Raw genomic sequence first — 25,910 nt, forward strand, 5'->3', positions numbered from 1 at the left:
GTTGCTCAGGCCGCGGCGTCGGTCTTCGGCGCGTTCACGTCGGCCGGCAGGGCGGCCTTGGCCACCTGCACGAGCGCGGAGAACGCCGCCGGGTCGTTGACAGCCAGGTCGGCCAGGATCTTGCGGTCGACCTCGACCTCGGCCAGCCGCAGGCCCTGGATGAACCGGTTGTAGGTCAGGTCCTCGGCCCGGACCGCGGCGTTGATCCGCTGGATCCACAGCTTGCGGAAGTCGCCCTTGCGCGCCTTGCGGTCACGGTAGGCGTAGACGAGCGAGTGGGTGACCTGCTCCTTGGCCTTGCGGTACAGCCGCGAGCGCTGGCCGCGGTAGCCGCTGGCCTGCTCAAGTACGGTACGACGCTTCTTGTGGGCGTTGACTGCCCGCTTCACGCGTGCCATGAGGTGTTACTCCTTGTATTTCTGCGCCGGAGAGAGGTAGGCCCACTCGGCGGGGATGTTGGGGGGTGAGGGTGGTGCTCAGATGCCGAGAAGCTTCTTGGCCTTCTTCGCGAACGCGGGTGCAACCTCGACGGTGCCGCTCAGGCGCCGCTTGCGCTTGGACGTCTTCGCCTCGGCGAGGTGGCGGACACCGGTCTGCTCGCGGCGAACCTTGCCCGTCCCGGTGATCCGGACGCGCTTCTTCATCCCCGAGTGGGTCTTCATCTTCGGCATGGCTGTTGTGCTCCTGATTATCTTCGTTGACTCGAACTCTGGTGTGACCGGCTCCGGCTGCTGTGACTGACCTGGCGGCCGGAGCGTTACGTCACTCCGGGTCGAGGTTGTCGGCCGGACCCTTCGGCTTCTTCGTGACGCCGGCGGCGCGTTCTGCCTCGTGGGCCTGGGCCTGCTCGGCGCGCTCCGCGCGCTCCGCCTGCTCCTCGGCCTCCCGCTCGGCCTTGCGCTGCGCCTTCTCGGCTTCCACGTCCACGCGCGCCTCGGACTTCTTCTTGTGCGGCCCGAGCACCATGATCATGTTCCGGCCGTCCTGGCGCGGCGAGGACTCGACGAAGCCGAGCTCGTTCACGTCTTCGGCCAGCCGCTGCAGCAACCGGAACCCGAGCTCGGGCCGGGACTGCTCACGTCCGCGGAACATGATGGTGATCTTGACCTTGTCCCCGGCCTTCAGGAACCGGACCACGTGACCCTTCTTGGTCTCGTAGTCGTGCGGGTCGATCTTCGGCCGCAGCTTCATCTCTTTGATGATGGTGTTGGTCTGGTTCCGGCGTGACTCGCGCGCCTTCTGCGCGGTCTCGTACTTGTACTTGCCGAAATCCATCAGCTTGCAGACCGGAGGCCGGGCGGTTGCCGCGACCTCGACCAGGTCGAGATCGGCCTCCTGGGCCAGCCGCAGTGCGTCTTCGATCCGGACGATGCCAACCTGCTCACCGTTCGGTCCGACCAGTCGCACCTCGGGAACGCGGATGCGCTCGTTGACGCGCAAATCAGTGGTGATGGGTCCTCCTGGGTTGAACTAGTACTGGTGCCACCTCGTCATCGCCGGGAACCCCGCTGGAAAACACAAAGGGCCCTCGTGCGATCACACGAAGGCCCAATTCCCAGATCGACGACGCCCCAACCCCTCCGGGTGGTACGCCGTACGATCGCTGTGATGCTCCGGATGTCCTCCAGAATTTCTCAGCGTTGACCGGGACCCGCCGACTGTTCATCGACTGGGTGGGAGGTGGCCCTCCGCTTAGACCAGAACCGCCGGCAGCCTCTGAATATTCCACTCAGGGGTCACCAACAGACCGGGTCGGTCGCCATGTAAGAGTAACAGCATGACCGACGCAGATGCCACTTCGCAGCCGGACCCGCTCTCCACCGCTTCTCGGGACATCGCCGAGGTACCTGCCGTCGAGATCATCTCAACTGCGGCACTCCACCTGATGAGCGCCGCGGCCGTCAACCTCGGCCTGGCCGCCGACCTCCCCGACCACAAGGACCTCGACGAGGCCCGCTCGCTGATCGACTCCTTGGCCGGCCTCCTCGACGCGGCCGCGCCCGCTCTCGGCCACCACCACGCCGCGCCCCTGAAGGACGGTCTGCGCTCACTCCAGCTCGCCTTCCGCGAAGCCAGCACCATCCAGGACGAGCCCGGCCAGGGCCCCGGCGAGAAGTACACCGGCGCCGTCTTCCCGGCGGCCTCCGGCCGCTGACTGCGGTCAGCCCAGAGCGGCGAAGAACGCGAGGATGCCGGCCGGGGCGTCGGGCGCGAAGGAGATCTCGAGGTTCGCCGCGGATTCGGCGGCCGCAGCCTCGGCGCGCGGGAAGAGCGCCGACTCGTACGTCGCCAGGGCGGCCTCGGCGTCGTCGGGCTGTGCGATCAGGGCGGCGGCGAGTTCGGCGGCGTCCTGCATGGCCAGGTTGGCGCCCTCGCCGGCGAACGGCGACATCAGGTGCGCGGCGTCGCCGAGCAGCGTGACGCCCGGGATCCGCTTCCACTGATGACCGATCGGCAGCGCGTGGATCGCGCGCGGGAACGGCTCGGTGTCGGATTCGCGGACGAGGCGGAGAAGACGGTCGTCCCAGCCGTCGAATCCGGCCAGCAGATCGTCCTTCGTGATCGCGGTCCACGGCTCGTCGACCTGTACGGCGGCGTACACATGCAGACGATCAGGCTCCCGGTGGGCCAGGAGCCCACGGCCGGCACCGAGGGCCATCATCATGCCGCCGCCGATCAGATCGGCGCTGTCCTGATGGCGCGTCTCGGGGTCGAGCAGGTTCAGCTCAGCGAACGAGAGACCCAGGTACGCCGGGATCGCATCCGAAACCAACGGCCGCACCTTGGACCACGCGCCGTCCGCACCGATCAGAAGGTCGGCGGTGAACGTACTCCCGTCGGCCAGCCGCACCTTCCGATCGGCGGAGGTCTCGACGACCTTCGCGCCCCAGCGGATCGTGCCGTCCGGCAGGCCGCCGAGCAGCAGGCCGCGCAGGTCGCGGCGGTGCACCTCCGGCCGGCCGCTGCCTTCGTGGTCGTGCGACAGCCGCAGTACGCCGTGCTGGTCGTAGACCTTCATCGATTCGCCGCCGGGCATGATGATGCGCAGGAAGTCGTCGTACAGACCGGCTGCTTTCAGAGCTGCCTGGCCGGACTCCTCGTGGATGTCGAGCATGCCGCCCTGGGTGCGGGCGGTCAGTGAGGACTCGGCTTCGTAGACAACGGCCTCGATGCCGTTGACGTGCAGGATGCGGGCCAGGGTCAAACCGCCGAGGCCGGCGCCGATGATCGCGATCATGCTCGTTCTCCTTCTGTGCGTGGAGTGGCGAGCACTCCGTTGATCAGTACGCGGACGCCCCAGGAGGTCCGGTCCGGTCCGGCCCCGCTCAGCAGGTCCTCCCCCAGCGCCGCGATCCGCGGATGCGTCTCGGGTCGGACCGCCCGCAAGGCGGCGGCCACTGCGTTCCATGCCTCCGGATCGTCGCCACCCGCGTGCTCGGCAGCGGTCGAGGTGGCCAGCTGCAGCAGCAGGTCGACTCCCCACGACGCCTGCCGCGGCGGCACGTCACCTTCGTCGAGCAGCGCGAGGATCGACTCGACCAGCCGCAGATAGTTCTGACCGGATGGGCGCGCGCTGACGGCGGACTGGGCAAGGCTCGGGTATTCGAAAAGCACGAGCGTGTACGACGCGAGCACCGCCTCGAGCCGATCCCGCCAATCGCCGTCCGCCTCGACCGGCGAGAGATCCACCGCGCCGAGCAGCTCGTCGAGCACGGCAGCGTGCAGCTGGGCCGTGTTGCGGAAGTAGACGTACAGCGAGGCCGGCCCGGTATCGAGCTCCTTGGCCAGCCGCCGCATGGTGACCCGCCCGAGCCCTTCGACCCGCATCACGTCGACGGCAGCCGCCACAATCCCCCGCCGAGTCAACGCCTCCTTGGCCGGGCGTTCTCGCCTGCTCCTCGGTTCATCCATGCTTCGAGCCTAACGAACATGTTCGTTACGAACAAGTTCGCCAAGCTGATCGGCTCAGCGCGGGCGGGACCACAACTCCCGAATTGCGTGGTGGCGGCCGGCGCGGCCGGGTACGGTCGGCGATCGTGTCCGACGAGATCCCGGCTCCGGTGGCCAAGCTTGACGCGCAGCAGTTGCTGATCGAGGTGAACGAGCGGTCGGGAGCAGGGCTGACCTTCGTCGGGCGGGCGGCTGCCGGGGAGGTCGGCGCTGGGTTCGTGCGGTGGCCTGACGGGCGAGACGGCGTTCTCACGCGCGGGTTCGGGTCGCTCGACGACTTACGTCGTACGGCGAGAGTTCTCGACGCGGCGCGGTCGGATGGGTTGCCGGTGCCGCAGTATCAGCTGCTGATCGAGGTGACAGACGGGGTCGGCGTGGTCCAGGAGCGTTTGCCGGGTCGGCCGCCTGAGGTGGTCGACCGCGCGCTGCTCGAAGCGATGATCGCGCTGACCGACCGCTTCGCGGGGCTGGCCGACGATCTGCCGGTCCCGTCGATGTACCTGCTCGAGAGCGGGCCGGGCTTCTGCCTGCACGAGTCTCTCCAGCGGTACGACGATCGCACGCGACGGTTGCTCGAATGGGTCCGCGAGGTCGGCCGCGACGAGCCGAGCTGGATGACCGGCGACGATCTGGTGCACCTCGACTTCCATACCGGCAACGTGCTGGTCGACGAGGCCGGCGAGCTGACGGGCATCGTCGACTGGGACGGTATCGGGCGCGGCGATCGCCGGTTCGGCCTTGTCACGTTGCGGTTCGACGCACACTCGCGATTGCCCGACGCGGACCTCGACTGGTTCGACGAACTGCTGGACGACGCACTGGATCCCGCCGTACTGCGGTTGTACTGGGCACACATGAGCCTGCGCCTCGTCGACTGGTCGATCCGCCACCACACCCCGGCCGACACCACGCGCTGGCTCGATTTCGCCGAGACGCGGACGGGCTGACCGCGGTCGCGTCGAACCGGATCCACGACCGCCTTCACGGCGCTGGTGAAGTAGCAGCAAGACCGGACCGCAACCCGTTTCGGAGCAGGCCGAAATCGGTTCACGACGCCCCACAGCGCGGCGGATGTCTCCTAACTTCGAAGTGCGGTCTCCGACCGGGGACCGTCCGGACAAGAGGGGACGAAAGCATGCGCAAGATCGCGATGACTGCCGCCGGGATCGCCGCCGCTGTGATCGGTACGGGCGTGGCGCTCGCACCGACCGCGAACGCGGCAACCGCCGGCACGGCGACGGCGTGCCCGTCGGGGGCAGTCTGTCTTCAGGAGCCGAACGGCAGCATCCTGAGCAAGAACATCTGGTACAGCTACGGCGCGCACAACCTGTCGAACGTGATCGGCACCAAGACGCTGATCAACAGCCAGACCGGCGGTGCGGGCTTCCAAATCTGCACGGGTTACAACGGCACCGGCTGCGGTCCGGTCTACCGCTGGACGGGCCCGTCCGAACCGCACGACTTCACCCCGATCAACTCGATCGTCCTGGTGAAGTAACCAGCAACCGCGCCGGCTCCTCCCCCGCCAGGATCGGAGCCGGCGCTCTGCTGTTCCGCGGGGACTAACCCTTGACGGCTCCTTCTTCGACGCCTTTGAAGAAGAACCGTTGGAGGGTGGCGAAGACTATGACGATGGGGATGAAGGCGATCATCGTGCCGGCGGCGATCAGGCGGGGGTTGTTGCTGAAGGTGCCGGACAGGTACTGCAGGCCGACGGTCAGGGTGTACTTGTTCGGGTCGGTGAGCACGATCAGCGGCCAGAGGAAGTCGTCCCAGGCGCCGATGAACGCGAAGATCGCGATCACGCTGATCGTCCCGCGGACCGACGGCAGACCGACGTACACGAAACGTTGCCAGGCGTTCGCGCCGTCGACGATCGCGGCCTGGTCGACCTCGAGCGGCAAGGCGCGAAAAGCGTTGTACATGAGAAGAACGTTCAACGCCCCGATCATGCCGGGCAACGCGACGCCGAACAGCGTGTTCGCCAGCCCGAACTCCCGCACCGTCACGTACTGCGAGATGATCGTCACCTCACCCGGCAGGACCAACGTGGCCAGGAACAACCCGAGCACGATGCGCCGCCCGCGGAACTGCAACCGCGAGATCGCGAACCCGGCCAGCGACGCGCCGATGACGTTGCCACCGACAACCAGTACGGCGACCACGAGCGAGTTCCGCGCGTAGTCCCAGACCGGGATCGTGTCGGTGACCTCTTTGTAGTGGGCGAACGTCGGCTGGGACGGCAGCAGCCGCGGGATCCGGGTGTAGATGTCCTCCCCGGATCCCTTCAGCGACGTCGACAACTGCCACAGGAACGGCCCGATCGTGATCAGCAGCACGAACGCCAGCAGCAGGTAGCGCACGACCTTCTCGCGCGGCGACACCGTGTTGAAGCCGAATGATCCCCGCCGACGACCAGCAGGACGCGGGGCCTCCGAGACATCGGCCGGACGCACCGGATCGGTCACAGTCGTCATGCTTCAGCTCCTCTGCGGTTCAGGCGAGCCAGGACCAGCATCGGTACGACGGTGACGAAGAACAGCACGATCGACAACGCCGACGCGTACCCGAGGTTGCCCTCGAAACCCTGGCTGTACTGCTGGATCAGCATCACCACCGAGTTGTCCCGCCCACCCGGACCGCCCTTGCCGCCGCTGAGGATGAACAGCTCCGAGAACACCCGCAGCGCCGATACCGAGATCAGGATCGAGATCAGGATCATCGTCCCGCGTACGCCGGGGATCGTGATGTGCACGAATCGCCGGAACGGACCGGCGCCGTCGACCGCGGCCGCCTCGTGCAACTCCCGTCCGACGTTCCCGAGGGCGGCCAGGTAGATGATCATGTAGTACCCGAGCCCCTTCCAGATCGTCAGACTGATTGCACTCAGCAACAACAGCCACTGGTCGGACAGGAACGGCAACGGACCGGAGATGAACCCCAGCTTCTCGGCCATCCCGTTGACCAGACCGCGATCGTCGAGGATCCACTGCCAGATCAGCGCCACCACGACCGCGGACGCCACCACCGGCGTGTAGAACGCAGTACGGAAGAACGTGATGCCGGGCAGCTTCTTCTCGACGAGTACGGCGAGCAGCAGCGGCAGGACCGTGAGGAACGGGAGGCAGACGACCATGTAGATGACGCTGTTCAGCAGCGCCCACCGCAACTGCTCGTCGTGCAGCAGGGCCTCGAAGTTCTTCAGGCCGACGAAGTGGCCGCCGCCGATCGGCCTGGCGTTCGTGAACGACAGGATGACGGTGTTGATCGACGGCCACAGGTTGAACACGAGCAACCACGCGAGTGCTGGGATCACCAGCACCCACGGGGTGAACCAACGGTGATACCGCATTACTGCGTGAGCAGCTGGTTGGCCTTGGCCACCGCGGCGTCGAGGGCTGCCTGGGACGTGATCTTGCCGGAGATCGCCAGCGAGATCTGCTGCCCGATGAAGTCGTTGGTCGCGCCGCTGATCACCGGCGGCTGCAGGTTCTTTGCCTTGGCCAGCGACTGGAACGCGAGCACCTTCGCGTCACTCTCCGGCGTGCCGTCGGACTTCGAGAAGTACGGGTCCTGGGCGGAGGCCTTGGTGGACGGGAAGATGTTCACGATCTTCGCGAACGCGGCCTGGTTCTCGGCGTTGGTGACGAACCGCGCGAGCGCGATCGCCGCGGCCTGGTTCTTGGTCTTGGCCGACACCGACAGCCCCTGCACGTACAGCGGCGGGGTGTCGAGCGCGGGCGACGGGACGACCTTGCCCTTCAGCGACGGGTTGTCCTTCTGGAAGTCCTGGATCGCGTTACCGCCGCCGGTGGTCCAGGCGACCTTGCCCTGGGTGAAGAGCTTGGAGTTGCCCAGGTACTCGTTGGTCAGGATATCCCGCGGCATGTAGCCGGCCTTGTAGGCGTCGCGGTACTTGTCCAGCAGCGCGGCCGCCTCAGGGGTGTTGAAGACGAACTTCTTGCCGTCGTCGGACAGGATCTTGACTCCGGCGTTGGTGAAGTCGCCGATGCCGGGCAGCCGCGACATCAGGTACTCCTTGCCGCCGGTCTTGTCGTGCATCGTCTTCGCGGCCGCGAGCAGCTCGTCGAAGGTCTTCGGCGGGTTCTTCACGTCCAGGCCGGCCGCGGCGAACTTGGTCGCGTTCCAGTAGTCGATGTCGGTGTTCAGGTACCACGGGTAGCCGAACGTGCCGGTCATCCCCTGGTACTGGTACGCCTGCACCCCGCCCTCGACGTACTCGTCCTTGATCTTCGGGTCGGCCGCACCGACGTCGAGCAGCATGTTCTGCTTGGCCAGGCTGAGCGCGAAGTCCGGCGGCAGGTTGGTGACGTCGGGCAGCTGACCGGCCGACGCCTGGCTCAGCACCTTCTTGTCGTAGCCGTCGCCGGGCTGGTCGAGCCAGGTCACGTGCGTGCCCGGGTACTTCGCCTCGAAGGCCTTGATCACACCCTCGACGTACGACGTGAACTTCGGCTTCAGCGCCCACGTCTGGAAGCTGACCTCACCGGTCACCTGCGCGTTCGCGTCGACGGTCGGCTTGGCGCCACCGCTGCCGGAGTCCCCGGATCCGAGGCCGCAACCTGCGAGAGTGAGAGCGGCGGCGGCAAGGGCGGCCACCGGCGCCAGACGGCGTCTACGCATGGAATCTCCTGGGTTTGATAAACCGGTATAGCTCCTGCACTATCGGGGATCGTAGAATCCGCTGTCAAGGGTGAGGGAGGATCACGTGGCCAGACCGACGATCGCGGATATTGCGACCAGGGCGGGGGTGTCCAAGGGCGCGGTGTCGTTCGCGCTGAACGGGCGGCCCGGTGTCAGCGACGCGACCCGGGAGCGGATCCTGAAGATCGCCGAGCAGATGAGCTGGCGGCCGCACAGCGCGGCGCGGGCGCTCGGGGCGTCGCGGGTCGACTCGGTCGGGATGGTGATCGCGCGGCCGGCCCGGACGCTGGGTGTCGAGCCGTTCTTCGCGCACCTGTTGTCCGGCGTGCAGTCCGGCCTGTCGGCGGAGTCGATCTCGCTGCAGCTGCTGATCGTCGAGGACACCGCGGCCGAGATCGAGGTGTACCGGCGGTGGGCCTCGGAGCACCGCGTCGACGGCGTGATCCTGGTCGACCTGACCGTCAAGGACCCGCGGGTCGACGAGCTGAAGGCGCTCGAGCTGCCCGCCGTGGTGATCGGAGGCCGCGGCGGCAAAGGCGCGCTGGCCTCGGTCTGGGCGGACGACCGCGACGCGATGCTGTCGATCGTGGAGTACCTGGCCGCGCTCGGCCACCGCCGGATCGCCCACGTCGCCGGTACGCCGAACTTCCAGCACACCCAGCGCCGGATCCGCGCCGTCCGTGACGCGGCTCCCCGTCTGGGCCTGGTGGATGCGCCGTCCCTGACCACGGACTTCAGCGACGCGGAGGGCGCCGCGATCACGCGCAAGCTGCTCTCCCAGCCCGTGCGGCCGACGGCGATCGTCTACGACAGCGACGTGATGGCAGTCGCCGGCCTCGGCGTCGCGATGGAGATGGGCGTCTCGGTGCCCGGCGACCTCTCGATCGTCGCCTTCGACGACTCGATCCTCACCCAGCTCATGCACCCGGCCCTGACGGCCCTGTCCCGCGACACCTTCGACTTCGGTCGCCAGGCCGCCGAGGTGCTCCTCGAGACCATCGCCGACCCCGCCCAGGTGATCAACCGGCGCACCGCCGACCCGGTCCTGACGGTCCGCGAGTCGACCGCTCCCCCGGCGTGATGTTGCCCTTCGCGCCTAAACCGATTTAGCATCCTCATCATGCCTTCGGTCCCCCGGTTCGGTGCCAACTACGTCCCCTCCAGCGGCTGGTTCTACAGCTGGCTGGACTACGACGGCGCCGCGGTACGGCGGGACTTCGCCGACCTGGCCGCGATCGGGCTGGACCATGTCCGGGTGTTCCCGGTCTGGCCGTGGATCCAGCCGAACCGGGCGATCATCCGCAAGCGCGCGATCGCCGACCTGCTCGACACGATCGACGCCGCCGCGGAGCACGGGCTGACCGTCGCGGTCGACCTGGTCCAGGGACACCTGTCCAGCTTCGACTTCCTCCCGTCGTGGGTGCTGACCTGGCACAGGAGCAGCCTGTTCGAGGATCCGACGGTCCGCGACGGCCTCACGGCGTACGTCGACACCGTGGCGCGCGCGGTCGCGACGAAGCCGAACGTCTTCGCAATCACAATCGGGAACGAGGTCAACAACCTCTGGCCGGACAGCCCGACCACACCGGATGCATCAACCAGCTGGGCGCAGGATCTGCTGGCCACACTGAAGAAGGCGGCGCCGGAGGTGCTCGCTTTGCACTCCGTGTTCGACGACGCCTGGTACAAGGCCGACCACCCGTTCCACCCCGTTGACGCCGTGGATCTGGGTGACCTGAGCACTGTCCACTCGTGGGTTTTCAACGGGGTCTCACGAGTGGACGGTCCCCTCGGACCGGCCACGCTCACCCACGCCGACTACCTGGTCGAGCTGGCTCGCGCCACCGCACTCGACCCCGCGCGACCCGTCTGGCTGCAGGAGGTCGGCGTACCCGGGCCGGACATCCCCACCGACCTGCAGGCCGAGTTCACCCGCCGTACGGTCGAAATCGTGCTGCCGAACCCGGCGCTGTACGGCGTGACGTGGTGGTCGTCGCACGATATCGACCGCAGCCTCGTCGACTTCCCGGACCGCGAGTACGACCTGGGTCTGTTCACCGTCGACCACGAGCGCAAGCCTGCGGCGCAAGCCCTCGCCGACGTGATCGCCGACGTCAAGGCGAACGGCGTACCGCCCGTGCCGGCTGCTACAACGCTGACCGCGCCGGTCAACCTCCGCACCGAGCCGCAGCGTCGCCCGGAAGTTGCCCCCGGCAGCGAATTCCACCTCCACTGGGTCGAGGCCCGCACGGCCGGCCCGGTGCGGATCATCCTGCCCTGACCGCGCTACCGCTTGGCGATCAGTACTTCGATGCCGTCGAGGATTCTTGCCAGGCCGAAGTCGAGGTCGTCGTCGAGGCCGTCCTCGTACTCCTGGTTCGTGTACATCGAGGTCAGGATCGGGTAGTCGCCCTCGATCAGGCGAGGGACCAGGAAGCGGCCGACCTGCTCGGCCTGGACCGGCGTGTTGTCGCTCGAGCCGAGCTGCCGGGCGAGGCTCGCGTAGTTGCGGGCGTAGCCGTCCAGCAGCATCAGGCAGCCGAGGTTGTCGTGCTGGCTGAGCCCGGTCTCGGCCAGCGCCTGCAGCATCGCCTCGACCCAGCGGAGCAGGTTGGGCGTGACGGGCGCGCCGCGGATCGGTACGTCGAGCAGCCACGGGCGGTCGGCGTACATCTTCAACTGCGCGTCGACCCACGCGATCGCGGCCGGACGCCAGCCCTGCGGTAGCTCGGGCGGCAGGCCGACCGCCTTCTCGTGCACGAGCACGATCAGCTCTTCCTTGGACCGGACGTAGCGGTACATCGCGTTCGTGGTGACGCCGAGGTGCGCCGCGATCCGCTGCAGCGAGATCGCCTCGAACCCGTCCCGGTCACCGAACTCGATACCGGTCGCGACGATCTGCTCGACCGACAGCGCCGGCTTCGGCCCGCGCCGCTGCACCGGCAGCACACCCCAGGACAGGGCGAGCCCCGGCGGCAGCTCCCCGCGGTCCTCGGTCATGTCTCCATCCTGACGCACGCCCGCCGGGGTGTGACAGGGGTGCTAGCACCACCCTCGAAACGGGTCCTGAGCACCGGGCGGACGAAACTGTTCAACCCATACGCTTTTTCACATCGAACCTCCGGAAAGGAACCCAGATCATGTACACGCTGCTCGAACCGCTCCTGACGCCCGACCAGATCAAGCTGACCGACGCCGACCGCCGCGCTGCGGTCGCCAAGCTCGACAGCGCCGTACGGCAGGCCGCCCTCGCTCCCTCACAGGCCAGCGAGCGGCAGTTGCAACTGCTCACCGCCGAGACGCGCGGCGAGCTCCGCAAGATCATGGCCGGCGTCCCCGACGCGACTCCGCCTCGTGGGCTGACCACGGCGCTGCGGGCGTTCACCGGCGTGTGGTTGGTGACTTGCGTCGTGCAGTTCGTGATCTGGGTGGCGCTGGCGATGTTCGGTCACTTCGACGGACCGTGGTGGCTCTGGTCGGACCTCGGTCTCGGCGCGGTCGTCGCGATCCTGTGGTGGACGAACGAGTCCTACCACCGCAAGTCCGACGTGCTGGTCGCGCCGTGAGCGTCCAGCTGACCGACGTCCGGAAGGTGTACGGCACCGGGCCCGGCGCGGTCGAAGCGCTGGCCGGTGTCACCTACGGCTTCGAGACCGGCACTTTCACTGCGGTGATGGGGCCGTCGGGGTCTGGCAAGAGCACGCTGCTGCACTGCGCGGCCGGGCTTGATGTGCCGACGTCCGGTGAGGTCGAGCTGGCCGGGCGGTCGCTGCACGGTCTGGACGAGACCGCGCTGACGGAACTGCGGCGGGACTCCGTTGCCTTCGTCTTCCAGTCTTTCAATCTGATGCCTGCGCTGACGGTGCGGCAGAACGTCGTACTGCCGTTGACGCTCGCCGGGAAGTCGCCGGATAACGCATGGGTGACCGAGGTCATCCGGCGGGTCGGGCTCGAGGCGCGGATGAAGCACAGGCCGAGTGAGTTGTCCGGTGGTCAGCAGCAGCGGGTCGCGATCGCGCGGGCGTTGGCCGGACGTACGGCGATCACGTTCGCGGACGAGCCGACCGGGGCGCTCGACACGACCACCGCGCTCGAGGTGCTGACACTGCTTCGCGATCAGTCCCGCGAACTCGGTCAGACGATCGTGATGGTCACCCATGATCCGGTCGCCGCGTCGTACGCCGACCGCGTGGTCTTCCTCGTCGACGGCCGGATCGTGTCCGAAACCGCCCACCCCACCGCCGAGACCGTCGCCGCGGAACTCGCCCAGCTGAGCGCCGGCCGCTTCTCACCCACGGAGATCTGACATGTTCCGGCTCGCCGTCACCACCCTGCGCTACCGCACCGCCGCCTTCCTCGCGATCTTCGTCGCAGTCCTCCTCGGCGGGGCACTCCTGGCCGCGGCCGGCGGTCTCCTCGAAACCGGCCTCCGCCTCAACGCCCCACCCCAACGCCTGTCCGCCGCCCCCGTCGTCGTCTCAGGCGACCCCGCCTACCATCCCCCCAACGGCAGCGGCTCCGCCGCCTTCCCAGAACGCCACCGCGTAGACGCGGGGCTGGTCGCCAAGCTCGCCAGCGCCCCAGGCGTGTCAAAAGCGATCGCCGACAGGTCATTCCCCGCAGCAGTCACCGACGCCACCGGCAACTCCTCCGAGGCGGGCACGCCGAGCGCGAGCAGCACCGCCGGTGCGAGCAACTCCCCCGGAGCAGTTGCGCCCGGCGAAGGCGGTGTCCGAGCGCTTGCGGGCCACGCGTGGAGCTCTGCGGGACTGACGCCGTACGACTTGACTGCTGGGAGAGCGCCGCTGGGTGGGCAGGTTGTGTTGGATGAGCGGCTGGTTGGTTCTGCCAAGCCTGGGGATCGGGTGACGGTGGTTGTGGGTGGGGAGCCTCGGACGGTCGTGCTGGCTGGGGTTGCGAGGGCTCAGCACCGGGTTGATGTGCCGGCGGTGTTCTTTGCGGATGCAGATGTGCCGGCCGGCGTGGACGCGATCGGTGTGTTCCCGGAGGACGGTACGTCGGTTCGGGACCTGACGAAGCGGCTGCAACTGCCGCAAGGCGTGAAGGCCTACACCGGCGACGACCGCGGTGTAGCGGAGTACCAAGGGATTGCTACGAGTCTGCCGTTGATCATCATGTCCGGCGTCTTCGGTGGGATGGTGGCTGTGGTGATGGCGCTCGTGGTGTCGGCGACGATCGGGCTGTCGGTGCGCCAGCGTCGTCGTGAGCTGGCGTTGCTGCGGGCAAGTGGTGCGACACCGCGGCAGGTCGGCAAGATGGTGATCGCCGAGACCATGCTGGTCGGCCTCATCGGGCTGGCAATCGGCCTCCTGTGCGGCCGGTTCGTGGGCAACTGGATCTTCGGCATGCTCGCCGACGGCGGGATCGTTCCTCCCCAACTCCGGTACGACCAAGGCCCGCTCCCCTTCGCCGGCGCAGCCATCCTGACGTTCCCAGTACTGCGACTCACCGTCGGATTCGCCGCCGGCCGCGCCGCCCGGATCCGCCCGATCCAGGCCCTCGCGGAGGCTGCCGTACCGAACGTGGCCCTCAGCCGCATCCGCGTGATCATCGGCCTGGTCTTCGCCGGCGCCACGGTGGCGATCGCCCTGTCCACCCCGTTCATGGGTCCGGCCAACGCCGCCGCGATCGGCGGCCCCGCCGGTCTGACCGGTTCGATCGCGGTCGCGATCCTCGCCCCGCTCGTCATCCAGCGTGCGCTCGTCCCCCGCATCACCCGACTCGTGGAGAAGCGCGGCACGAGCGGAGTTCTCGCGGTGATCAACCTCCGCGTCCGCGCGGTGCAGTTCGGCGCGATCCTGATCCCGATCACGATCGCCACAGCGATTGCCGTCGGCAACATCTACTCGCAGACCACGCAGCAGAAGGCGGCCGTGGAAGCCTTCACCAGCAACCTTGCCGGCGACGTCGTCATCACCGGCGGCATCCCCGCATCCCTCACCAAGGCCGCGAGCGAACTCCCCGGCGTCGCAGCGTCGTCCGAACTCGTCCGCAGCAAGGGCTGGATCGAGGAGCCGTACGACACCTCCCACACCAGCGACGCCTGGCCCCTCCTCGGCCTCAGCGGCCCGATCTACAAGGACAAGGTGACCAAGGGTTCGCTCGACGACCTGACCGGCAACACAGTCGCGCTGCCACCGGGTACGGCGAAGAAGCTCAAGGTCGACGTCGGATCCGAGATCGGACTGCGCCTGGGCGACGACGCTCTCGTCAAGGTGAAGGTAGTAGCACTGGCAGAAGGCCCGTCCGGCTACCAATCTCTGCTGCTCCCCGCACAACTCCTCGCCGCCCACACCACGACCGGCCTGCCGAGTCAGCTGGTGCTGAAGACCACCGACAAGCTCCACCTGGACCTGTCGAAATGGCCCGGTACGACGATGGGCGGCCGCGAACTGCTCGCCGACGGGCTGGACACCGGTCTCGGCGTGGACGCCTGGATCGGATACCTACTGGCCGCGATCGCAGTCGCCTACACCGCGATCGCCTCGGTCAACACGATCGCGGTCGCCGTACTCGACCGGCGCCGGGAATTCGGACTGCAGCGCCTAACCGGATCCACCCGCCGCGAGGTGTCACGAATGCTCGGCCTCGAAGGTCTGTTGATCGCGGCGCTCGGGCTGGTGAGCGGGCTGATCACCGCGGCGTTCACCGTACTGCCGATCGCGCTGGCGACCCGCGGCGGGCCGATCCCGTCCGGCCCGGCGTGGGTGCTGGCCGCGTGGATCGCGGTCGTCCTCCTGCTGGTCCTCCCGACCACCGCGATCACCGGTCGTATCGCGATGCGCGCCAAGCCGATGGACGCGCTCAGCTCACCCGTCGGCTGATTCGATCCACCCGTAGCCGCCGTCTTCCAGGCGAACCACCTGGAGGCCGGCGGCCAACCGGCGCACGTCGTCGGTCTCGATCACGCCCGTGGCCGGGCCGGCGATGTCGACTACGATCGCGGCCGCGCCCTCCTGGATCGCCGCGGTCGCCACCAGCTGCGCCTGGGCCGGCATCGGGCGCGCTTCCGGGCTCCACCGGGCCAGGCTCTCGGTGCCGGTGAACGCGAGCAGCGCGTTCCGCCCGTCCTGGCCCTGGAGCAGCGCGACGGCCATGTCCGAGGTCTTGTCGTGCGCCAGCCCGTTCTCGTCGTACTCGACCTCGCCGAGCATCGCCACCACCGGCACCAGCAGCCGCGCCCCGGTCGGTCCTGCCAGCGCCGCCAGCACCGCGCCCTCGTCACCCTGAGCGAGCGCGGCCGCGAGCGCGGGGTCCGCCGTACCGTCGTCGTTGTCGAACCCGGTGAAGGCCAAGCGGCGCTCTGGTTGCATGCCTGCATTCTCCCCGGCCCCGGACTTCCGCCACTCACCAACCCCACCGGACCGCCGCGTGCCACGCTCACCGATACCGGCCGGCGGCCGAGCTGGAGGTTGATCAGTGACGGAGGTCCGGATTCAGGGGTGCGTCAGGGCTCTTCCCCTCTTGGTTCCGGGCGTGACTGTGCGAGCCTGGGTATGTGCCTGACTTCAACGATTTGACGCTGCTGCCGTTCTGCGTAGGCCTCACGCTGCTCGGTCTGATCGGCTCGTGGTTCGCCTGGCGGCGACGCGGGGTGGCAGCCGGCACCCGCGGCGTGGCCTGGTCTCTGCTGCCGGTCTCGCTGTACCTGACCGGTCTGCTGGAGCTGGTCTGGGACGTGGTCCGCTCAGCCGTGAGCTGGGTCACCCACCTGATCTTCTCGCCGACCGTCTGGGCCGGGGTCGCGCTGTTCGGCGTCTCGGTGGTGCTGTACGTCGTGTCAGGTGTGGCCCGGGGTCGTGGAGGGAACCAGAAGGCCGAGAAGAAGAAGCCCGCCTCGCCTGCGGGTGAGTTGACCACGACGGGCCCCGCGCCCGCGTCGGCCACCACCGCCAAAGCTGCCAAGCCGTCAAAGGGGAAGGCGAAGCAGCAGGATTCGTCGGAGTTCGACGAGATCGAGGACATTCTGAAGCGCCATGGAATCAACTGAGAAAGCCGCTGACCACGGCTCGCCCCTGACCATCGACCTGCTGCTGGACAACGTTCTGGCCGGACCGGCAGGCCTCGGCAGCACCCGGCTGATCGGTATCGACGGCCCCGCCGGCTCCGGCAAGACGACTGTCGCCGCCCATCTGCAGGCCCGGGCCGAAGCTCGCGACCTGAACACGTATGTCATCCACATGGATGACCTGTACGACGGCTGGACCGGAGCCGAGCGTGGATTCGGTCTGCTCCGCGACCACGTGCTGCAACGCCTCGCCGACGGCCGCGAGGGCCGCTACCGCCGCTACGACTGGTACGTCGGCGCGTACGCCGAGCTGCACGTCGTACCGAACACCGTGGACCTGCTGATCGTCGAAGGCGTGACCGCCTGCGACCGGGACGCGGCGCACTGGCAGTCGCTGCGGCTGTGGGTCGAGACGTCGAACGAGGTCCGCCTCGAGCGCGGCATCGAACGCGACGGCGAGGCTCTCCGCGACCACTGGCTCGAATGGATGCGCTGGGAGCGCGACCATTTCGCCGAACAGGCCACCCGCTCGCGCGCCCACGTCATCGTCGACGGCGACCCGGCTGTGCCGTTCGACCCCGCGGTGGAACTCGTCACGAAGTCGGTGGCGCTGCCTCCGCACGACTCGGCGGCTTCGTAGCGGAGATCAACCGCGCCCGCGGATGGTGGACCCACTCGCCCGCGGGAGCCTTCGCCAGGTAGCTCGCCCGCAGCTCCGCGATGTACTCGTCGCCACGCGCCAAGGCCGTGGCCCGCAACGGCCCCGAGCGGTCGGCCGCATCGAAGTACGCCGCCGCGTCGAGATGCACCATCCGGTACGACACCAGCTCGTCCCGCTCCACGACGGCGCCGTCGAGCGCCGGGATCAGCGCGTCCTCCCAGGAGCGATCGCGCCGCCCTTCGATCACCTCGTCGAGGAGCGCGAAAGGTCCCGTCTCCTCGGCGAACTCGGGCCAGTAAACGACACACAGCCGGCCGCCAGGGCGAAGCACGTCGTACCAGGAGCGGATCGCGGCCGCGGGATCGGGCAGCTGCTGGAGTCCGAAGACGGAGACGACCGCGGCCGCGGACCAGGCCGGATCGAGGGTGGCGGCGTCGCCCTGAACCAGCTCGACCAGCGGATGTCCGGCAGCGCGGAGGCCGGCCAGGCGGACCATCTCGGCAGAAAGGTCGATCCCGACGATCCGCCGCTCCGGGAACCGCGGAACAAGCAGCTCGAGCTCGGGGAACGTCCCGCAGCAGGGGACGAGGACCGTACCAAACGGTATGGTATGCAGAGCGTCGACGGCAGCCTGCACCCACGGCGCGAAGCGTGGGACGAAGTACTGCTCGTAGCCCTCGGCTGCCTCGTCCCAGCTGCGGGCCAGCCTCGAGAGGCGGTCCGTCACGTCTGGAGGCCGTCCCAGGACCAGCGTGGGATGGTCAGGTCGTCGGCGATGTCTTCGGTGTTGTGGTGGTACATCGTGGTGAACGTCGCCCAGGCGAAGTAGTCGTGCAGGACCTGCCGGAGCCTCGGATCGGCCAGCCCGACGTCGGTCATCGCCTCGTCGAAGCGTTCGATCGCGAGCCGGTTCATCTCGTCGTGTTCGCCGTTGCCGCTGTGCCGCCGCTCGACGTACGCCTCGTCGCCGTACACGCCGGTGTAGCCCTCCGGCCCGCCGAGCGCCTCGGCCCAGTACGCCGCGAGCCGCTCGATGTGATCAGGCTCGACCTCGCCGTGGAACGCGTGGCTGACGACCGGATCGGCCATCACGCGCTCGTGCCAGGCCTGCGCCAGCCGCAGCATGCCCTCGGACCCACCCGCCGCTTCGTAAACGGTCTCCATGGCGCTCAAGTCTGCTCCATCGACGCGATCCGGTCACGTGCGTGCGCCCGCTCGGGTTCGGACCCGGCCAGCCGGAGGGCGCGTTCGTACGCCGCGGTTGCCTCGGGCAAGCGTCCGAGGCGGTGCAGCAGATCGGCGCGGGCGAGAGCGAACGGGTGGTAATCGCGCAGCCGTGGTTCGTCGGCCAGCTCTTCGAGCAGGGCGAGTCCGGCCTCGGCACCGTCGCGCATCGCGATCGCGGCCGCCCGGTTGAGCGCGACCACGGGCGACGGATCGAGTTCCAGCAGTACGTCGTACAGCGCGACGATCTGCGCCCAATCGGTGTCCGCGAAGTCGGCCGCCTCGTCGTGGAGCGCGGCGATCGCGGCCTGGACGGCGTACGGTCCGGCTCCGCCGGTGAGCGCGGTGACAACCAGGTCGCGGCCTTCGGCGATCAGCTCGTGGTCCCAGCGACCGCGATCCTGATCCTCGAGCAGGACCAAGGATCCGTCTGCCCCGGTGCGCGCGTCGCGCCGGGCGTGGACGAGCAGCATCAGAGCGAGCAGGCCGGTCACCTCGCGCTCGGCGGGAAGCAGCCGATGCAGGATCCGAGCCAGCCGAATCGCCTCCTCGGCGAGGTCGAGGCGCTGCAGGTACGGTCCCGAGCTGGCGGCGTACCCCTCGGTGAAGACCGAGTAGACGACCTGCAGTACGCCGGGCAGCCGCTCCGGCAGCTCGTCCGGACCGGGAACGCGGAACGGGATCCGGGCGTCGCGGATCTTCTGCTTCGCCCGGACGATCCGTTTCGCCATCGTCGCGGTCGGGACCAGGAACGCCCGCGCGACCTCAGGCGTCGTCAGCCCGGCCAGGCATCGCAGCGTCAGCGCACCCCGGTCCTCGGCCGCGAGCGCGGGGTGCGTGCAGGTGAAGAACAGCTGCAACCGGTCGTCCGGCAGTTCGTCACCGGTCGCCTGCGGCGCTGCCCGGTCCATGTCGACCTGCAGTACGGCGAGCTTCGCGGCGTACACCTGATCGCGCCGGAGCCGGTCGACCGCCTTCCGCCGGGCTGTCGTCATCAGCCAGCCGCCCGGGTTCGGCGGTACGCCGTCGACCGGCCAGCGCACCAGCGCCGCCTCGATCGCCTCCGAGGTGACCTCCTCGGCCAGGTCGAGGTCCCCGAACCGCCGGGCGAGCGCGGCCAGCAGCCGGCCACGCTCCTCCCGGAAGACTGCCTCGACCTGGTCCATCGTCAGAACTCCGCGACCGGCCGAACCACGACCGACCCGCCGGCGCGCGACCCCGGGCACTTCGCGGCCCAGTCGAGCGCAACGTCCAGATCCGGTACGTCGATCACGTAGAAACCGCCCAGTACCTCACGCGTCTCCGCGAACGGACCGTCCGTCACCGTCCGCTTGCCGTCGTTGGCCATCTGGACGCGGGTCGCGGTGACCAGATCGGCCAGCGACTCGGACGCGACCACGACCCCGGAGTCGGTGATCTCCTTGTCGAACCGCATCCAGTCCTCCGGCTCGCAGCCGACCGGCACGTTCTCCGTGTCGAGCTCCCCGGCGTTGATCAGCAGCATGTACTTCACGTCGTACCTCCTCAGAGCGTGTCTACAGCATCACCACGAACGGGTTCGCCCGGGATGGACAGCGTCAGTCAGGATTGGAGTATGAATGTTTTGCCATCTGGTGAGCAGTGGGTCCTCCGCGGCGGCGGGTACGAGGCGACCGTCGTCAGTGTCGGCGGCGGGCTGCGCGGGCTGACGTACAACGGGCGCCCGGTCCTGCTCGGGTACGGCGAGGACGAGGCGGCGCACGCGGGCATCGGGCAGCACCTGTTCCCGTGGCCGAACCGGATCACCGACGGGAAGTACACGTTCGAGGGCGTCGCCCAGCAGCTGTACCTGACCGAGCCGGCCCGCCAGAACGCGATCCACGGGCTGACCCGCTGGGCCAACTGGCTCCGCGTCGACGACGGCTCGGACCCCGCCGCTCTTGTGGTCGGCCACCGCCTCCATGGCCAGCCCGGCTACCCCCACCAGCTGGACCTCCGCCTCGACTACCGCCTCACCGACCGCCTGACCGTCACCGCGACCGCTACCAACATCGGTGTGTCCGCGGCGCCGTACGGCTACGGAGCGCATCCGTATCTGACCGTTGGACGTCCGATCGACGAATGTGTGCTCGAGTTCACCGCCTCCGACCGCCTGGAGGTGTCGGCGGAGCGCATGCAGCCTGTCGGCCTCACACCAGTGGCCGGGTCGGAGTTCGACTTCAGCGGTGGACGGCCCATCGGGGCGACCTCGATCGACAATGCCTTCACCGGGCTGGACGGCGCCTGGTCCGTGTCGTTGACGGACCCCGACAGCGGGGCGCGGTCGGTGCTCAGCAGTGACACACCGTGGATGCAGCTCTTCACCGGCGAAGCGGTCGGGCGTACGGCGCTGGCGGTCGAGCCGATGACCTGTCCGCCGGACTCGTTCATCACCGGTCAGGACCTGGTCGTCCTGAAGCCCGGCGAGTCACATACGACTAGCTTTTCGGTGGCCGGTTAGCGCCGGCGCCGTGGTCGCGAGCCACCGCCGCGAGCTCCTTCGCGGCGCGGCTCGCCCGGGCTCCCTCCGCGGCCTGGACCGCGAGGATGCCGATCCGGTTGCCATCGGCATCGAACAGCTGCAGCCACGCGTCGCCCGGCCGGAATCGCAGGCCGCTGATCTCCGCCCACGTCAACGTGTACGACTTGAACACGTTCCGCACCCGGAGCCCGTCGGCGTACGCCGTCACCCGCAGCGTCGTCATCCGGTACAGGATCCACAGGATCGCCCCGAAGAACACCAGCAACGTGATCCGCTGGAACCAGCTGAACGACTCCCGCGACTCGGCCGGCAACCGGACCCAGATCACCCCGAACACCGCCAGCAGCGACAGACCCATCACCCCCGCCATCAGCGCGAGGACCCGCGGATGGAAGGTGAAGAGCCGGTCGCTCATGTCAGATCCGGCAGGCGTGGATGTCTGTGGTGAGGATGGCACGGGCGCCCACCTCCCACAGCTGGTCCATCAGGCGCTGGGCCTCCGCGCGCTGTACCATCACCCGGACGGCGACCCAGCCCTGCTTGTGCAGCGGCGAGATCGTCGGCGACTCCAGACCGGGTGCGACCGAGGTCGCCGCGTCGACGTCCTCGGCGCGGATGTCGTAGTCCATCATCACGTAGTTCCGTGCGATCAGAACGCCCTCGAGCCGGCGGATCAGCTGGTGCATGCCGTTCGCCGGGGTCTCGACGCCGTGCCGCTTGATCAGTACCGCTTCGGACTTCAGGATCGGCTCGCCGAACACCTCGAGTCCGGCCTGGCGCAGCGTCGTACCGGTCTCCACCACATCGGCGATCACGTCGGCGACCCCGAGCTGGACGGCCGATTCGACCGCGCCGTCGAGGCGGACGACGGAGGCGTCGACGCCGTTCTCGGCCAGGTGGTCCTGCAGCACCCCGGCGTACGACGTGGCGATGCGCTTCCCGGAGAGATCCTTCACGGAGTCCGCGACCCCGGGCCGCCCGGCGAACCGGAACGTGGACGAGCCGAACCCGAGGCCCATGATCACGTCCGCGTCGGCGTGCGAGTCGAGCACCAGGTCACGGCCGGAGATGCCGACGTCGAGGGTGCCCTCCCCGACGTACACCGCGATGTCCCGCGGGCGGAGGTAGTAGAACTCGACCTCGTTGGCCGAGTCGGTGAGCGTGAGGTCCTTGGTGGTCCGGCGCTGTTTGTAGCCGGCCTCGACGAGCATCTCGGTGGCGGCTTCGCTCAGCGAGCCCTTGTTCGGTACTGCGACGCGCAGCATGGCGACTGCCCTTTCTGGGGGTGTGAACCGGTGATCTGTGGAGGTTGCTCCTACAGATGTCGGTACACGTCCTCGAGGTCCAGGCCGAGGGCATGCATCATCACCTGAGCGTGGTAGAGCAGCTGTGACAGCTCCTCCGCGGCCCGCTCCTTGCCCTCGTACTCCGCTGCCATCCATGACTCGGCGGCCTCTTCGACCAGCTTCTTGCCGATCGCGTGCACGCCGGCATCCAGCGCCGCCACGGTCCCGGAACCCTCCGGCCGCGTCGCCGCCTTCTCACCCAGCTCGGCAAACAGCTCCTCAAAACTCTTCATCGCGCGCCCAGCCTACGGGGTCCCGCCACCGTCCTCCGCCCCCAGGTCCGCCGATCGGACCAGTTCCGGGGGTGCCTTGTGGGTTACTTGGCTCATGACTGGATTCGCACAGATCTCCGTGATGCTCGCCGTGCCGGACGCGCCGGCGGCCGCTGCCTGGTATGCCGAGGCGCTCGGGGCGGTCGAGCTCTGGAACCTCGGCAGCGTGATCGGACTGAGCGTCAACGGCGCGCCGGTGTTCCTCGGCGAGCCCGGGGAGAACATCTGGAAGACGCCGGCCGAGACCGGTGCACCGACGGTCCGGGTCGAGATGTTCGTGGACGATCCGGACGGGTTCGTGCAGCGCGCCGTGGCGGCGGGCGCGGACGGGAGCTTCGACCCGGTGCGGGACCACGAGGTGCCCTGGGGGACGCATCGGCAGGGATCGTTCCTGGATCCGTTCGGTCACCTGTGGTTCGTCGGCGACAGGTCGCCGCTAGGACCCAGCGAGCGCGGCTGATCGCGTCCGCGGGGCCGAGTGGGCGTCGACGTACCAGTCGTGCTGCTCGGACAGGAGCTGCTTGACCATGGCGTAGTCGATGGTGTCGTCGGGCGCGCGGAGGTGGTACGGCGGCGGGTAGAACGCGTCGCCGAGGAGGGCGACGCCGTCGGAGACCGCGATCAGTGAGTCCGGGGCATGGTTTCCGCCGACGTGACGCAGTACGACGCCGGTCGGGAGCGTGAGGGTGTCCGCGAAGGTCCGGTCGGGGAGGACGATCCGGAAGTCGGTCCAGTCGGGTACGGCGAGCGCGCGGGCGCGGAAGCTGGGACCGAGTTTGGGATTGGCCTCGACCTCGTCGTGGAGGAATTGGTGGCTCCACGGTCTGCCGGCCTCGGCTGTCAGGAGGTCCACGGCTGACTCGTGGGCGATGACGTCGACGTCCGGCCAGGCGGAGGCGCCCCAGATGTGGTCCCAGTGGTGGTGGGTGTAGACGAGCCACCTCGGAGCGGGCAGTCCGGCCGCGGTGATCGCCGTACGGATTGCTCGGGCGTGCTCGGGGCTGTTGCCGGCATCGACGAGGACCGAGCCGTGGTCGTCGGCGATCACGGCGACCGATGGGCGGATCGCGTCCGGGTCGGGGTCGTGCGGGTAGAGCCAGACCCGGCCGGCGAGGTGCTGGAGCATGTGCCTGACGATATCCATATGCAGAATCCCCGGAGAGTCCGCGAGCTCGGCGTCGTCGTCGGCACCCTGCCCACCGGTCCGCTCAACGCGATCACCGACGTCCCCGGGGTCCGCGTCGGCCAGACCACGCTCACCGGCGACGGCCTGAACACCGGGGTCACCGCGATCGTCCCGGACGGGTACGCCGGGACGCTGCCGGCGGCTGTTGCTGTCGGCAATGGGTACGGCAAGCTGATCGGCACGACCCAGGTCGACGAGCTCGGCGTGATCGAGACCCCGATCCTGCTCACCGGCACCCTGAGCACGTTCCGCGTCGCCGACGCTCTGCTCACCTGGCTCCTGGACCGCGACCCTCGCGCCACGAGCCTCAACCCGATCGTCGGCGAAACCAACGACGCCTACCTGTCCGACATCCGCAGCCGCCCGATCACACCCGCCCACGTCCACGCTGCCCTCGACACGGCCTCATCGGATCTCCCCGCCGAAGGCTGCGTCGGAGCGGGCACCGGCACCGCTGCTCTCGGCTTCAAAGCCGGCATCGGCACGTCGTCCCGTCTGGTGTCCTCCGGTGCCGTCGGAGCGATTGTGCAATCGAACTTCTCCGGCCTGCTGACCGTGCTCGGGCGGCCCATCCCCGCAACGCCGGTTGATGCGGATGGCAACAGTTGCATGATCGTGGTGGCTACGGATCTTCCGCTCGACGCCCGGCAGCTCGGCCGGCTGGCGCGGCGGGCGGTGTTCGCGATGGGGCGGGTCGGCTCGGACTTCGCGCCCGGGAGCGGCGACTACGCGATCGCCTTCACCACGAACCGCACCCCGGGCTACCCGGACCGCGACCTCCGCGACCCGTTCCAAGCAGTCACCGAGTCCGTCGAGGAAGCGCTTCTCAACTCCCTCACCATGGCCCGAACCACCACCGGCCACCAAGGCCACACCGCCCACGCCCTACCCCACGACCTGCTGACGTAGTCACACCCGAACGGCGGCGGTCACACGTCGCACGCGACCTCGGACCGTCGAGCTGACCTGACTGGCCACGATGAGCAGACCGAAGGCGAGGACCGCCGCTACGGTGCGGATCGCATGAGCGACCTGCCACCGATCGCGGACACTCGCCCAATCGGACGGCGGATTCTGCACCGACCATGCGGTCTGGTCCGAGTTGATCGGCAGGTTGATCGCGAACGTCGTGACGAACACGACCACCAGCAAAGCGATCGCCACCAGCACGATCCGCCGACTGTTGCCCCGAGCCCGGATCGCCAGCACCACTGTCGTGATCAATGCCGGGATCAACGTTGCCGAGGCCAACTTGTCCAGCGAGTCCAGCTCGATCAGCCGCGTCTGCGTGTAGACCGACGCATCGAACCCACGCAACGAGTTCTCGAGCACCAGCACACAGACGAGGAATCCGGCGAACACCCCACTGAACAACAAGCTCGCCGAACGCACGAACCGCGTCATCAGTACGACACCCCGACCGGCTGGTCGATGGTCGCCGGGGCGTCGAGTACGGCGAGCATCAGGTGCGCGACGTCGGCACGCGAGACCAGATACCCCCTGGTCACAGTCCCGCCGACAAGAGTCCGGTACTTACCGGTGAGCGGCTTGTTGTTGAGCTTCGGCGGCCGCACGATCGTCCAGTCCGTGGCGCTGCTCATGATCGCCGCCTCCATCAGCCGCAGGTCGGCGTACACATCGGCGGCGAACGCGTTGATCATCGGATAGACCACCCGCCGGTTCAGGAAGCTCTCGTCCGCCGGGACCGGCCCGAGCGGTGCCGCGCTGACCGCGACGAACCGCCGTACCCCGGCCGCTTCCATTGCCGTCAGCATCGATCGCGTACTCCGGGACGCGACCGGCCCGTCCTTCCGTCCGCGGGCCCCCACGCCGGAGATCACCGCCGTACTCCCGTCCAGAGCCTCGCGCAGCGGCTCCGGATCATCCAGACCCGCCACCCGGACCACCTCGAGCGACGGATGCTCCACCTCGAACGCCGACGACGTCCGCACCACCGCGGTCACCTTGTGCCCACCATCGAGCGCCTGCCGTACGACGTGACCGCCGATCCCACCCGTCGCGCCGAACACCGTGATCCTCATCCCGCGTCTCCTTGCGCTATCGTGAATCTGATCT

Annotated in this window: 33 protein-coding genes; 13 read left to right on the forward strand and 20 right to left on the reverse strand. The window is 68.5% G+C overall.

From position 1 onward, the window contains the following. Positions 1 to 5 precede the first annotated feature (5 nt). The 3 genes from rplT to infC all read right to left on the reverse strand — a co-directional run bounded on the left by rplT (position 6) and on the right by infC (position 1,452). Positions 6 to 398 carry a 50S ribosomal protein L20 gene (rplT, locus tag OHA10_RS00150; RefSeq protein ID WP_130439407.1) on the reverse strand — a complete coding sequence of 131 codons (393 nt, stop codon included), beginning with the start codon at positions 396 to 398 and terminating at the stop codon, positions 6 to 8. Between the two features lie 78 nt (positions 399 to 476). Continuing rightward, positions 477 to 671: a 50S ribosomal protein L35 gene (rpmI, locus tag OHA10_RS00155; protein WP_130439409.1), complete on the reverse strand. Its 195-nt coding sequence runs from the start codon at positions 669 to 671 to the stop codon at positions 477 to 479. 91 nt (positions 672 to 762) lie between these two features. Continuing rightward, the gene (gene infC, locus OHA10_RS00160) at positions 763 to 1,452 is read right to left on the reverse strand and encodes a translation initiation factor IF-3 (protein WP_137257953.1); all 690 of its coding nucleotides are present in this window, start codon (positions 1,450 to 1,452) and stop codon (positions 763 to 765) included. A gap of 325 nt (positions 1,453 to 1,777) precedes the next feature. Between infC and OHA10_RS00165 the strand changes: the two genes are divergently transcribed. Continuing rightward, positions 1,778 to 2,155 (forward strand): DUF1844 domain-containing protein, encoded by a 378-nt coding sequence (locus OHA10_RS00165; RefSeq protein ID WP_371404094.1) that lies wholly within the window; start codon positions 1,778 to 1,780, stop codon positions 2,153 to 2,155. 6 nt (positions 2,156 to 2,161) lie between these two features. Here OHA10_RS00165 and OHA10_RS00170 read toward each other — a convergent pair whose 3' ends face one another. Together OHA10_RS00170 and OHA10_RS00175 are read right to left on the reverse strand one after the other, a co-directional pair. Continuing rightward, positions 2,162 to 3,238, reverse strand: a complete 1,077-nt coding sequence (locus tag OHA10_RS00170; protein ID WP_371404095.1) for an FAD-dependent oxidoreductase — start codon at positions 3,236 to 3,238, stop codon at positions 2,162 to 2,164. Then, entirely contained in the window at positions 3,235 to 3,912 is a 678-nt protein-coding gene (locus OHA10_RS00175; RefSeq protein WP_371404096.1) for a TetR/AcrR family transcriptional regulator, read from the reverse strand. The genes OHA10_RS00170 and OHA10_RS00175 overlap by 4 nt, the downstream gene beginning before the upstream one ends. 125 nt (positions 3,913 to 4,037) lie before the next feature. Here OHA10_RS00175 and OHA10_RS00180 point away from each other — a divergent pair, with 125 nt between their 5' ends. Both OHA10_RS00180 and OHA10_RS00185 read left to right on the forward strand, forming a co-directional pair. Further along, a complete protein-coding gene (locus OHA10_RS00180; RefSeq protein ID WP_371404097.1) occupies positions 4,038 to 4,898 on the forward strand; it encodes a phosphotransferase in 861 nt (286 codons plus the stop codon). A 188-nt stretch (positions 4,899 to 5,086) separates the two neighbouring features. Continuing rightward, a complete protein-coding gene (locus tag OHA10_RS00185) occupies positions 5,087 to 5,449 on the forward strand; it encodes a hypothetical protein (RefSeq protein WP_371404098.1) in 363 nt (120 codons plus the stop codon). A 64-nt stretch (positions 5,450 to 5,513) separates the two neighbouring features. On the opposite strand, the gene OHA10_RS00190 is transcribed toward OHA10_RS00185, so the two are convergent. The 3 genes from OHA10_RS00190 to OHA10_RS00200 are packed head-to-tail and all read right to left on the reverse strand — an operon-like array spanning position 5,514 to position 8,595. Beyond that, positions 5,514 to 6,428 (reverse strand): carbohydrate ABC transporter permease, encoded by a 915-nt coding sequence (locus OHA10_RS00190; protein WP_371404099.1) that lies wholly within the window; start codon positions 6,426 to 6,428, stop codon positions 5,514 to 5,516. Beyond that, complete coding sequence (locus OHA10_RS00195) at positions 6,425 to 7,303, reverse strand: carbohydrate ABC transporter permease (protein ID WP_130439425.1); 879 nt, start codon at positions 7,301 to 7,303, stop codon at positions 6,425 to 6,427. Before OHA10_RS00195 ends, OHA10_RS00190 begins: the two co-directional genes overlap by 4 nt. Then, positions 7,303 to 8,595: an ABC transporter substrate-binding protein gene (locus OHA10_RS00200; RefSeq protein WP_371404100.1), complete on the reverse strand. Its 1,293-nt coding sequence runs from the start codon at positions 8,593 to 8,595 to the stop codon at positions 7,303 to 7,305. Before OHA10_RS00200 ends, OHA10_RS00195 begins: the two co-directional genes overlap by 1 nt. Before the next feature lie 85 nt (positions 8,596 to 8,680). Here OHA10_RS00200 and OHA10_RS00205 point away from each other — a divergent pair, with 85 nt between their 5' ends. Then, on the forward strand, positions 8,681 to 9,697 hold the full coding sequence (locus OHA10_RS00205) for a LacI family DNA-binding transcriptional regulator (protein WP_371404101.1): 1,017 nt from the start codon (positions 8,681 to 8,683) through the stop codon (positions 9,695 to 9,697). Positions 9,698 to 9,736: 39 nt separating this feature from the next. Continuing rightward, positions 9,737 to 10,897, forward strand: a complete 1,161-nt coding sequence (locus OHA10_RS00210; RefSeq protein ID WP_371404102.1) for a glycosyl hydrolase — start codon at positions 9,737 to 9,739, stop codon at positions 10,895 to 10,897. A 5-nt stretch (positions 10,898 to 10,902) separates the two neighbouring features. Here the strand turns inward: OHA10_RS00210 and OHA10_RS00215 are convergent, their stop codons facing one another. Next, positions 10,903 to 11,616, reverse strand: a complete 714-nt coding sequence (locus tag OHA10_RS00215; RefSeq protein ID WP_371404103.1) for a TetR/AcrR family transcriptional regulator — start codon at positions 11,614 to 11,616, stop codon at positions 10,903 to 10,905. A gap of 140 nt (positions 11,617 to 11,756) precedes the next feature. On the opposite strand from OHA10_RS00215, the gene OHA10_RS00220 reads away from it, so the two are divergent. From OHA10_RS00220 to OHA10_RS00230, 3 genes are read left to right on the forward strand one after another with little or no spacing between them, the layout of a single operon-like run. After that, entirely contained in the window at positions 11,757 to 12,182 is a 426-nt protein-coding gene (locus OHA10_RS00220) for a DUF1707 domain-containing protein (RefSeq protein WP_137257965.1), read from the forward strand. Continuing rightward, positions 12,179 to 12,922 carry an ABC transporter ATP-binding protein gene (locus OHA10_RS00225; protein ID WP_371404104.1) on the forward strand — a complete coding sequence of 248 codons (744 nt, stop codon included), beginning with the start codon at positions 12,179 to 12,181 and terminating at the stop codon, positions 12,920 to 12,922. Before OHA10_RS00220 ends, OHA10_RS00225 begins: the two co-directional genes overlap by 4 nt. A gap of 1 nt (position 12,923) precedes the next feature. Beyond that, a complete protein-coding gene (locus OHA10_RS00230; protein ID WP_371404105.1) occupies positions 12,924 to 15,461 on the forward strand; it encodes an FtsX-like permease family protein in 2,538 nt (845 codons plus the stop codon). Here the strand turns inward: OHA10_RS00230 and OHA10_RS00235 are convergent. Next, entirely contained in the window at positions 15,447 to 15,950 is a 504-nt protein-coding gene (locus OHA10_RS00235; RefSeq protein WP_371404106.1) for an SseB family protein, read from the reverse strand. The two genes, OHA10_RS00230 and OHA10_RS00235, sit on opposite strands and share 15 nt — an antisense overlap. A 185-nt stretch (positions 15,951 to 16,135) precedes the next feature. Here OHA10_RS00235 and OHA10_RS00240 point away from each other — a divergent pair, with 185 nt between their 5' ends. Both OHA10_RS00240 and OHA10_RS00245 read left to right on the forward strand, forming a co-directional pair. Beyond that, positions 16,136 to 16,627, forward strand: a complete 492-nt coding sequence (locus OHA10_RS00240) for a hypothetical protein (protein WP_371404107.1) — start codon at positions 16,136 to 16,138, stop codon at positions 16,625 to 16,627. Continuing rightward, on the forward strand, positions 16,614 to 17,285 hold the full coding sequence (locus OHA10_RS00245; protein ID WP_371404108.1) for a uridine kinase: 672 nt from the start codon (positions 16,614 to 16,616) through the stop codon (positions 17,283 to 17,285). The genes OHA10_RS00240 and OHA10_RS00245 overlap by 14 nt, the downstream gene beginning before the upstream one ends. Here the strand turns inward: OHA10_RS00245 and OHA10_RS00250 are convergent. From OHA10_RS00250 to OHA10_RS00265, 4 genes are read right to left on the reverse strand one after another with little or no spacing between them, the layout of a single operon-like run. Then, positions 17,239 to 18,033, reverse strand: a complete 795-nt coding sequence (locus OHA10_RS00250) for a trans-aconitate 2-methyltransferase (protein WP_371404109.1) — start codon at positions 18,031 to 18,033, stop codon at positions 17,239 to 17,241. The genes OHA10_RS00245 and OHA10_RS00250 overlap by 47 nt on opposite strands. Continuing rightward, a complete protein-coding gene (locus tag OHA10_RS00255; protein ID WP_371404110.1) occupies positions 18,030 to 18,470 on the reverse strand; it encodes an oxidoreductase in 441 nt (146 codons plus the stop codon). The genes OHA10_RS00250 and OHA10_RS00255 overlap by 4 nt, the downstream gene beginning before the upstream one ends. 5 nt (positions 18,471 to 18,475) lie before the next feature. Further along, positions 18,476 to 19,696: an RNA polymerase sigma factor gene (locus tag OHA10_RS00260; RefSeq protein ID WP_371404111.1), complete on the reverse strand. Its 1,221-nt coding sequence runs from the start codon at positions 19,694 to 19,696 to the stop codon at positions 18,476 to 18,478. A 2-nt stretch (positions 19,697 to 19,698) separates the two neighbouring features. Further along, the gene (locus OHA10_RS00265; RefSeq protein WP_371407889.1) at positions 19,699 to 20,034 is read right to left on the reverse strand and encodes a YciI family protein; all 336 of its coding nucleotides are present in this window, start codon (positions 20,032 to 20,034) and stop codon (positions 19,699 to 19,701) included. A gap of 90 nt (positions 20,035 to 20,124) precedes the next feature. On the opposite strand from OHA10_RS00265, the gene OHA10_RS00270 reads away from it, so the two are divergent. Further along, a complete protein-coding gene (locus OHA10_RS00270; protein WP_371404112.1) occupies positions 20,125 to 21,009 on the forward strand; it encodes an aldose 1-epimerase family protein in 885 nt (294 codons plus the stop codon). Here OHA10_RS00270 and OHA10_RS00275 read toward each other — a convergent pair. The 3 genes from OHA10_RS00275 to OHA10_RS00285 are packed head-to-tail and all read right to left on the reverse strand — an operon-like array spanning position 20,987 to position 22,609. Further along, a complete protein-coding gene (locus OHA10_RS00275) occupies positions 20,987 to 21,445 on the reverse strand; it encodes a PH domain-containing protein (RefSeq protein WP_371404113.1) in 459 nt (152 codons plus the stop codon). The two genes, OHA10_RS00270 and OHA10_RS00275, sit on opposite strands and share 23 nt — an antisense overlap. Position 21,446: 1 nt before the next feature. Beyond that, positions 21,447 to 22,295 (reverse strand): ATP phosphoribosyltransferase, encoded by an 849-nt coding sequence (gene hisG / locus OHA10_RS00280; RefSeq protein ID WP_371404114.1) that lies wholly within the window; start codon positions 22,293 to 22,295, stop codon positions 21,447 to 21,449. A 50-nt stretch (positions 22,296 to 22,345) separates the two neighbouring features. Beyond that, positions 22,346 to 22,609 carry a phosphoribosyl-ATP diphosphatase gene (locus OHA10_RS00285; RefSeq protein ID WP_329002138.1) on the reverse strand — a complete coding sequence of 88 codons (264 nt, stop codon included), beginning with the start codon at positions 22,607 to 22,609 and terminating at the stop codon, positions 22,346 to 22,348. 94 nt (positions 22,610 to 22,703) lie between these two features. Between OHA10_RS00285 and OHA10_RS00290 the strand changes: the two genes are divergently transcribed. After that, the gene (locus OHA10_RS00290; protein ID WP_371404115.1) at positions 22,704 to 23,108 is read left to right on the forward strand and encodes a VOC family protein; all 405 of its coding nucleotides are present in this window, start codon (positions 22,704 to 22,706) and stop codon (positions 23,106 to 23,108) included. On the opposite strand, the gene OHA10_RS00295 is transcribed toward OHA10_RS00290, so the two are convergent. Further along, complete coding sequence (locus tag OHA10_RS00295) at positions 23,085 to 23,774, reverse strand: MBL fold metallo-hydrolase (RefSeq protein ID WP_371404116.1); 690 nt, start codon at positions 23,772 to 23,774, stop codon at positions 23,085 to 23,087. The two genes, OHA10_RS00290 and OHA10_RS00295, sit on opposite strands and share 24 nt — an antisense overlap. A gap of 18 nt (positions 23,775 to 23,792) precedes the next feature. On the opposite strand from OHA10_RS00295, the gene OHA10_RS00300 reads away from it, so the two are divergent. Then, the gene (locus tag OHA10_RS00300; protein WP_371404117.1) at positions 23,793 to 24,743 is read left to right on the forward strand and encodes a P1 family peptidase; all 951 of its coding nucleotides are present in this window, start codon (positions 23,793 to 23,795) and stop codon (positions 24,741 to 24,743) included. Here OHA10_RS00300 and OHA10_RS00305 read toward each other — a convergent pair whose 3' ends face one another. Both OHA10_RS00305 and OHA10_RS00310 read right to left on the reverse strand, forming a co-directional pair. Continuing rightward, positions 24,744 to 25,238 carry an anthrone oxygenase family protein gene (locus OHA10_RS00305; RefSeq protein ID WP_371404118.1) on the reverse strand — a complete coding sequence of 165 codons (495 nt, stop codon included), beginning with the start codon at positions 25,236 to 25,238 and terminating at the stop codon, positions 24,744 to 24,746. Next, positions 25,238 to 25,876, reverse strand: a complete 639-nt coding sequence (locus OHA10_RS00310) for an NAD(P)-dependent oxidoreductase (RefSeq protein WP_371404119.1) — start codon at positions 25,874 to 25,876, stop codon at positions 25,238 to 25,240. Before OHA10_RS00310 ends, OHA10_RS00305 begins: the two co-directional genes overlap by 1 nt. Positions 25,877 to 25,910: the final 34 nt, after the last annotated feature.

It is taken from the genome of Kribbella sp. NBC_00662, from assembly GCF_041430295.1.
Classification (GTDB): Bacteria; Actinomycetota; Actinomycetes; order Propionibacteriales; family Kribbellaceae; genus Kribbella.

Bases quoted from the DNA above. Each gene is read 5' to 3' on its own strand.
- OHA10_RS00300 (WP_371404117.1), top strand. From the start codon at position 23,793: ATGCAGAATCCCCGGAGAGTCCGCGAGCTCGGCGTCGTCGTCGGCACC.
- OHA10_RS00265 (WP_371407889.1), bottom strand. From the start codon at position 20,034: ATGCTGCTGATCAACGCCGGGGAGCTCGACACGGAGAACGTGCCGGTC.
- OHA10_RS00260 (WP_371404111.1), bottom strand. From the start codon at position 19,696: ATGGACCAGGTCGAGGCAGTCTTCCGGGAGGAGCGTGGCCGGCTGCTG.
- OHA10_RS00220 (WP_137257965.1), top strand. From the start codon at position 11,757: ATGTACACGCTGCTCGAACCGCTCCTGACGCCCGACCAGATCAAGCTG.
- OHA10_RS00295 (WP_371404116.1), bottom strand. From the start codon at position 23,774: ATGCTCCAGCACCTCGCCGGCCGGGTCTGGCTCTACCCGCACGACCCC.
- OHA10_RS00175 (WP_371404096.1), bottom strand. From the start codon at position 3,912: ATGGATGAACCGAGGAGCAGGCGAGAACGCCCGGCCAAGGAGGCGTTG.
- OHA10_RS00170 (WP_371404095.1), bottom strand. From the start codon at position 3,238: ATGATCGCGATCATCGGCGCCGGCCTCGGCGGTTTGACCCTGGCCCGC.
- OHA10_RS00200 (WP_371404100.1), bottom strand. From the start codon at position 8,595: ATGCGTAGACGCCGTCTGGCGCCGGTGGCCGCCCTTGCCGCCGCCGCT.
- OHA10_RS00190 (WP_371404099.1), bottom strand. From the start codon at position 6,428: ATGACGACTGTGACCGATCCGGTGCGTCCGGCCGATGTCTCGGAGGCC.
- OHA10_RS00195 (WP_130439425.1), bottom strand. From the start codon at position 7,303: ATGCGGTATCACCGTTGGTTCACCCCGTGGGTGCTGGTGATCCCAGCA.
- OHA10_RS00275 (WP_371404113.1), bottom strand. From the start codon at position 21,445: ATGAGCGACCGGCTCTTCACCTTCCATCCGCGGGTCCTCGCGCTGATG.
- OHA10_RS00290 (WP_371404115.1), top strand. From the start codon at position 22,704: ATGACTGGATTCGCACAGATCTCCGTGATGCTCGCCGTGCCGGACGCG.
- OHA10_RS00310 (WP_371404119.1), bottom strand. From the start codon at position 25,876: ATGAGGATCACGGTGTTCGGCGCGACGGGTGGGATCGGCGGTCACGTC.
- OHA10_RS00185 (WP_371404098.1), top strand. From the start codon at position 5,087: ATGCGCAAGATCGCGATGACTGCCGCCGGGATCGCCGCCGCTGTGATC.
- OHA10_RS00305 (WP_371404118.1), bottom strand. From the start codon at position 25,238: ATGACGCGGTTCGTGCGTTCGGCGAGCTTGTTGTTCAGTGGGGTGTTC.
- OHA10_RS00255 (WP_371404110.1), bottom strand. From the start codon at position 18,470: ATGGAGACCGTTTACGAAGCGGCGGGTGGGTCCGAGGGCATGCTGCGG.
- OHA10_RS00270 (WP_371404112.1), top strand. From the start codon at position 20,125: ATGAATGTTTTGCCATCTGGTGAGCAGTGGGTCCTCCGCGGCGGCGGG.
- rpmI (WP_130439409.1), bottom strand. From the start codon at position 671: ATGCCGAAGATGAAGACCCACTCGGGGATGAAGAAGCGCGTCCGGATC.
- OHA10_RS00215 (WP_371404103.1), bottom strand. From the start codon at position 11,616: ATGACCGAGGACCGCGGGGAGCTGCCGCCGGGGCTCGCCCTGTCCTGG.
- OHA10_RS00165 (WP_371404094.1), top strand. From the start codon at position 1,778: ATGACCGACGCAGATGCCACTTCGCAGCCGGACCCGCTCTCCACCGCT.
- OHA10_RS00230 (WP_371404105.1), top strand. From the start codon at position 12,924: ATGTTCCGGCTCGCCGTCACCACCCTGCGCTACCGCACCGCCGCCTTC.
- OHA10_RS00235 (WP_371404106.1), bottom strand. From the start codon at position 15,950: ATGCAACCAGAGCGCCGCTTGGCCTTCACCGGGTTCGACAACGACGAC.
- hisG (WP_371404114.1), bottom strand. From the start codon at position 22,295: ATGCTGCGCGTCGCAGTACCGAACAAGGGCTCGCTGAGCGAAGCCGCC.
- OHA10_RS00210 (WP_371404102.1), top strand. From the start codon at position 9,737: ATGCCTTCGGTCCCCCGGTTCGGTGCCAACTACGTCCCCTCCAGCGGC.
- OHA10_RS00285 (WP_329002138.1), bottom strand. From the start codon at position 22,609: ATGAAGAGTTTTGAGGAGCTGTTTGCCGAGCTGGGTGAGAAGGCGGCG.
- OHA10_RS00245 (WP_371404108.1), top strand. From the start codon at position 16,614: ATGGAATCAACTGAGAAAGCCGCTGACCACGGCTCGCCCCTGACCATC.
- rplT (WP_130439407.1), bottom strand. From the start codon at position 398: ATGGCACGCGTGAAGCGGGCAGTCAACGCCCACAAGAAGCGTCGTACC.